Consider the following 4,551-nt stretch of genomic DNA (forward strand, 5'->3'; position numbering starts at 1 on the left):
CCCACCCGGACCCGGCTCGCCGCCAACTCCCTGTGGCGGATGAAGTCCTACCTCCGCCCCTACGCAGGCCGCCTGGTGATCCTCTGGCTGGCCGCCTCCCTCGGCATCGCCGCGAGCATCGCCATCCCGCTGGTCGGCCGGGAGGTGGTGGACGGCCCCATCGCCCACCGCGACCCCGGCGCCCTGCTGCCGCTCGGCCTGCTGGCGCTCGGTCTCGGCTGCACCGAGGCGTTCCTCACCTTCCTCCGTAGATGGACCTCCATCGGGCCGGTCCTCGGCCTGGAGACCGCCATCCGCGACGACGTGTACGAGCACATGCAGCGCCTGCCGATGAGCTTCCACGGCCACTGGCAGTCGGGTCAGCTCCTGTCCCGGGTGACCACCGACCTTTCGGTGATCCGCCGCTTCTTCGGATTCGGGATGCTGTTCCTGGTGATGAACATCATCCAGCTCGTCACCGTGACCGCGCTGCTGCTGCGGATGCACTGGCCGCTCGGCCTGCTGGTGGCGGGCTCCGCCGTACCGATCGTGATCATGTGCCTGCGCTTCGAGAAGCACTACATCCGCATCTCCCGGCAGGTGCAGGACGAGCAGGGCGACCTCGCCACGCTCGTCGAGGAGGCCGCGCTCGGCGTGCGGACCATCCGCTCCTTCGGCCGCAGGCACCACGCCTACGAAAGCTACGACGAGTCCGCGCGCACGCTGTACCGCAGCGCCATGGCCAAGGTACGGCTGTCGGCCAAGTTCTTCACCTTCCTCACCGTCATGCCGAACGTCACGCTGGCCCTGGTGCTCCTGCTCGGCGCGCTCGCCGTCGGCGCGGGCACGCTGACCCTCGGCACCCTGGTCGCCTTCACCACGCTGATGCTCTCCCTGGTCTGGCCGATCGCCTCGCTCGGCCACATCCTGGCCATGGGCCAGGAGGCGATGACCGCCGCCGACCGGGTGATGGAGGTGCTGGACACCGAACCCCAGATCGTCGGCGGTCCCGCCGCCGTCGAGCTGCCCCGCGGGCACCTGCGGTTCGAGGGCGTCGGCTTCCACTTCCCTGGCGAAGAGGACCGGCCGCTGCTCCACGACGTCCGGCTGGACGTAAGCCCGGGCGAGACGGTCGCCGTCGTCGGGGCCACCGGGTCGGGCAAGACCACGCTGACCGCGCTGGTACCCCGGCTGCTCGACGTCACCGCGGGCCGCATCACCATCGACGGCCACGACGTGCGCGACCTGTCCCTGCCCGCGCTGCGCTCGGCCGTGGCGACCGCCTTCGAGGAGCCGACGCTGTTCTCCATGAGCGTGCGGGAGAACCTCTCGCTGGGCCGCCGCGACGCCACGGAAGAGGAGATGCGCGACGCCCTGGAGATCGCGCAGGCCACCTTCGCCTACGACCTGCCCTGGGGCCTCGACACCCGGATCGGCGAGCAGGGGCTGTCGCTGTCCGGCGGCCAGCGCCAGCGGCTCGCCCTGGCCAGGGCGGTGCTCAGCAGGCCGCGCATCCTGGTGCTCGACGACACCCTGTCCGCGCTCGACGTGGAGACCGAGGCCCTGGTGGAGGCCGCGCTGCGCAACGTGCTGCGCGAGGCCACCGGCCTGATCGTCGCCCACCGGGCCTCCACCGTCCTGCTCGCCGACAAGGTGGCGCTGCTGCGCGACGGCACCATCACCCACGTCGGCCGCCACCAGGACCTGCTCACCCAGGTGCCGGAGTACCGCGAACTGCTCGCGCAGGACGCCGGGCTCGACACCGAGGACCAGCGGGAGGCGCTTCGATGACGGTGACCGAACCTGGGGCCAAGCCGGAGTCCGGTGCGGCCGGAAGCTGGCGCGGCGTCGCCAGTGAAGCCCAGGACGAGATCTCCGAGCAGGTCTCCGTGCTGCTGCGGGCCCGTTCCCGGCGGCTGCTCGGCGACCTGCTCCGGCCGCACCGCAGATCCATCGCCCTGCTCGTGGCGATCATCGTGGTCAGCAACGCGGCGGCGCTGTCCATCCCGTTCCTGGTCAAGATCGGCATCGACGAGGGCATCCCGCCGATGGCGGCCGGGCAGGGGCCGGGGACGCTGCTGGTCATCGTCGGCCTGACCCTGGCCGCGGCGGTGGTCCAGGCGCTCACCCGGCGGGCGTTTCTGGGCCTGTCCGGGCGGATCGGCCAGGAGACGCTGCTGGAACTGCGCAGGCGGGTGTTCGACCACTTCCAGAAGCTGTCGATGGCCTTCCACGAGCGGTACACCTCCGGGCGGGTCATCTCCCGGCTCACCTCCGACGTGGAGGCGATCGCCGAGATGCTCGCGTCCGGGTTCGACAGCCTGGTCACCGCCGTGCTGACCCTGGCCGGAACCGCGGTGCTGCTGCTCGTCCTGGACGTCCACCTGGGCCTGGTGGCGCTGCTGCCACTGCCGATCCTGCTGTTCTTCACCCGCTGGTTCCGCAGGCAGTCCAGCATCGCCTACCGCCGGACCCGCGAGGCGGTGGCGCTGGTGATCGTCCACTTCGTGGAGTCGATGACCGGTATCCGCGCGGTGCAGGCGTTCCGCCGCGAGCCGCGCAACCAGGAGATCTTCGGGGAGCTGAACGAGGGCTACCGCGAGGCCAACGCGCACAGCATGCGGCTCGTCGCGATGTTCATGCCCGGGGTGAAGCTGATCGGCAACGTCACCATCGCCGTGGTGCTGGTGTACGGCGGGTGGCTCGCCTTCGGCGGGGAGGTGACGGTCGGCGTGCTCGCCGCGTTCCTGCTGTACCTGCGCCAGTTCTACGAGCCGATGCAGGAGATCAGCCAGTTCTACAACACCCTCCAGTCGGCGGGCGCGGCGCTGGAGAAGCTGTCCGGGGTCCTTGAGGAGGAGCCCGACGTGGCCGAACCGGCCGCGCCGGTGCCGCTGCCCGAGGCCAGGGGAGAGGTGACCTTCGAGGGGGTGGCGTTCTCCTACGTGCCCGACGTACCGATCCTGCGCAAGCTGGACCTGTGCATTCCGGCCGGGCAGACGGTCGCGGTGGTCGGCGCGACCGGCGCGGGCAAGACGACCGTCGCCAAGCTGATCTCCCGGTTCTACGACCCGACGGCAGGGCGCGTACTGCTGGACGGCGTGGACCTGCGCGACCTCGACGAGACCACGCTGCGCCGCGCGGTGGTCATGGTGACCCAGGAGAACTTCCTGTTCACCGGAACGGTGGCGGAGAACATCAGGTTCGGCCGCCCGCAGGCCGGACGCCGGGACATCGTGGCAGCGGCGCAGGCCATCGGCGCGCACGACTTCATCGCGTCGCTGCCGGAGGGCTACGACACCGAGGTCGGCAAGCGCGGCGGCCGGATGTCGGCGGGACAGCGCCAGCTCATCGCCTTCGCCAGGGCGTTCCTGGCCGATCCGGCGGTGCTCATCCTGGACGAGGCCACCTCCAGCCTGGACGTGCCGAGCGAGCGCCTGGTCCAGCGGGCGCTGCGGACCATCCTGGCCGACCGCACCGCACTGATCATCGCGCACCGGCTGTCCACCGTGGAGATCGCCGAACGGGTGCTCGTCATGGAGGACGGCCGGGTGGTGGAGGACGGCTCCCCCGACCGGCTGATAGCCACCTCCGGCCGATTCGCCGGCCTGCACCAGGCGTGGCTGGACAGCCTGGCGTGACGGTCATTCGCTGGGCAGCTCGTCCAGCCTGACATCGACCGTCGCGGTCGAACCGTCCTGACGGGTGATCTCGACCTTGACCGTCTGGCCGGGCTTGAGGGTGGCCAGCACCTCGGACAGGGCGGCGACGGTCGATGTCTCGATGCCGTTGACCGACGTCACCCTGTCCCCGGCGCGGATGCCCGCCCGGTCCGCGCCGCCGCCAGGGGTGACGCGGATGACGTTGGCCCCCGCCGGGCGGCCGTCCACGCCGACCGCCCCGGAGACGGTCACGCCGAGGGCGGCCCGCCTGGTGTTGGTCACCTTGCCGTCGCGGATGATCTGGCCGGCGATGTCGGTGACCGTGCTGCACGGGATCGCGAAGCCGATGCCGGGGGCCGCCGCGCCGGCCAGTTCCGGGTTGGTGGCGGCGAGCGTCGGGATGCCGACCACCTGGCCGGAGAGGTTCACCAGCGCGCCGCCGCTGTTGCCGGGGTTGATCGGGGCGGAGGTCTGGATGGCGTTGGTGATGGTCGCCCCGGGCGAGCCCCGGCCCTCGGGCTCGGAGACCGTACGGCCGAGCGCGGAGATGATGCCCTCGGTGACGCTGCCGGAAAGGCCCAGCGGGTTGCCCATGGCCAGCACCATCTGCCCGACCCGCAGCCTGCTCGCGTCGCCGAACCTGGCCGGGACCAGGCCGCGGGCGTCGTCCACCTTGATCACCGCGAGGTCGCCGATCGGGAAGGACTCCACCAGCCTGGCGGCCCTCGGGGTGCCGCCGGTCGCCGGGCTGACCTCGAAGGACCGCGCGTCGCCGATCACGTGGGCGTTGGTGACGATGTGGCCGGCGGTGTCGTAGATGATCCCCGAACCGAGGCCGGTCTGCGTGGTGATCTGCACGATCGACGGCAGCACCGCCGCGATGACCTGCTCGTACGCCCGCTCCACCGCG

The 4,551-nt window shown here is 71.4% G+C and carries 3 protein-coding genes; 2 read left to right on the forward strand and 1 reads right to left on the reverse strand.

Going from position 1 to position 4,551, the window contains the following annotated elements; translation table 11 throughout:
* Together C1I98_RS35735 and C1I98_RS35740 are read left to right on the forward strand one after the other, a co-directional pair.
* Positions 1-1,770: ABC transporter ATP-binding protein (locus tag C1I98_RS35735; RefSeq protein ID WP_233508468.1), on the forward strand; the 1,770-nt coding region annotated here is incomplete at its 5' end.
* On the forward strand, positions 1,767-3,620 hold the full coding sequence (locus C1I98_RS35740; RefSeq protein ID WP_111171719.1) for an ABC transporter ATP-binding protein: 1,854 nt from the start codon (positions 1,767-1,769) through the stop codon (positions 3,618-3,620). The genes C1I98_RS35735 and C1I98_RS35740, both read left to right, overlap by 4 nt.
* A 3-nt stretch (positions 3,621-3,623) precedes the next feature.
* On the opposite strand, the gene C1I98_RS35745 is transcribed toward C1I98_RS35740, so the two are convergent.
* The coding region (locus tag C1I98_RS35745) for a S1C family serine protease (RefSeq protein WP_111171721.1) at positions 3,624-4,551 on the reverse strand (928 nt) is incomplete at its 5' end.

Source organism: Spongiactinospora gelatinilytica (genome assembly GCF_003236385.1).
GTDB classification, from domain to species: Bacteria; Actinomycetota; Actinomycetes; order Streptosporangiales; family Streptosporangiaceae; genus Spongiactinospora; species Spongiactinospora gelatinilytica.